This is a genomic window from Arthrobacter sp. Hiyo1, from assembly GCF_001263615.2.
In the GTDB taxonomy this organism is placed as follows: Bacteria; Actinomycetota; Actinomycetes; order Actinomycetales; family Micrococcaceae; genus Arthrobacter.
The window spans coordinates 614,165-615,559 of record NZ_DF952468.1; the positions used below are offsets into that span (position 1 = coordinate 614,165).

The 1,395-nt window shown below is 65.4% G+C and carries 2 protein-coding genes; one reads left to right on the plus strand and one right to left on the minus strand.

Going from position 1 to position 1,395, the window contains the following annotated elements:
* Window positions 1-130: 130 nt before the first annotated feature.
* On the minus strand, window positions 131-790 hold the full coding sequence (locus tag AHiyo1_RS02745) for an NADPH-dependent F420 reductase (RefSeq protein ID WP_059387535.1): 660 nt from the start codon (window positions 788-790) through the stop codon (window positions 131-133).
* Window positions 791-868: 78 nt separating this feature from the next.
* On the opposite strand from AHiyo1_RS02745, the gene AHiyo1_RS02750 reads away from it, so the two are divergent.
* Window positions 869-1,255, plus strand: coding sequence for a chorismate mutase (locus AHiyo1_RS02750; RefSeq protein WP_059387536.1), 387 nt, complete (start codon window positions 869-871; stop codon window positions 1,253-1,255).
* The last annotated feature ends 140 nt before the right edge of the window (window positions 1,256-1,395 follow it).

Genomic DNA, 1,395 nt, shown 5'->3' on the forward strand with positions numbered 1-1,395 from the left:
ATGAACAGGCCCGACGCCGGGAAGAGAACCGCGCGCTGCTGGGCATCTAGCCCTCCATCCAAGCGGCGATCCGCAAGAACGGACATGCCCGCCCTTCTCCACGAAGGGCGGGCATGTCCGTTCTGCGCGGCTATTCGGACACGATGCTGATGTTGAAGAGCTTGTCCTTCGGTTGGCGCACGAAGATCCGGAGCCACAGCGGCATCCACATTTCAAGGCCACGGGCAACGTCGAGCCCGCCCAGGTCGTGGATGTGTTCCGGAAGCCAGCCGAACTCCCGCAGGAGCGCGACGACGGTGGCTTTCGCGTCGTCGTCGTTCCCCGCCACGAAGACGTCATGGGCACCATCGGCGAGCCTGAGCGGATCAACCATCAGGGGAGCAGTCAAGGTGTTGAGGGCCTTGACCACACGCGCCGCGGGGAAGGAGCGCTGGATGGTTTCGGCAATGCTGTCGGTATTGCAGACGGAGAGCGACGGCGGGAAGCCGGCGGAAAAATCCAGCGGATTGGACACATCCACCAGGACCTTGCCCGCCAGGTTCGCAGCCCCGGCTTCGCTCAACGCCGCGAGCGAGACCATGCCCGGGGTTGCGTTGACCACGAGCTCGGCCATGGCTGCCGCCTGCGCGAAGGAACCGGAGCTTGCCCCCGGACCCGCCTGCGCCGCCCACTCCGTCCCCTTGGGATTGCCGGCTTCCCGGGAACCCATCATGACCTCGTGGCCTACGGCCACCAATTTGTCGGCCAGGGTATGCCCCACCATTCCGGTGCCAAGAACTGCGATTTTCATGCGTGCTCTCCTTATCATCGGCGCGGACATGCCCATTCTGCCCCTCAAGGGCCGGCCCGCACACCCTAGACTGGAGGAATGACCGAGCAGAACCACGCCCTCCCCGACGCCGACTCCTTCGATCCTTCCGCCAGCTCCCTCGCCGGCCGCGTGGACCAGGCCGTCATGGACGAGTTGCTCTCCATCCGCTCCAGCATCGACAACATCGATGCCACCCTCGTCTTCCTCCTCGCGGAGCGGTTCAAAGCCACCCAGAAAGTGGGAGTCCTGAAGGCGACGCACAAGCTTCCCGCAGGGGACCCGGGACGCGAGTCCGCCCAGATCGCGCGGCTCCGCCGGCTCGCCGAAGAAGCGCACCTCGATCCTGCCTTCGCGGAGAAGTTCCTGAATTTCATCATCAGTGAGGTCATCCGGCACCACGAGGCAATCGCCGAAGGCCACCAGGCTTCCATCGCGCAGGCCTGAACACGTGGCCGCCGAGACCGCGCAGAAAGCCGAAACCGCGCAGAACCAGGTCAGCGCCACGGCATTGGGTCCTTGGCCCGGAACGGATCCTGCTGAGGCAGCCGGATCATCCGCGGCGAACTGGGCAGCCCGCACCTGCC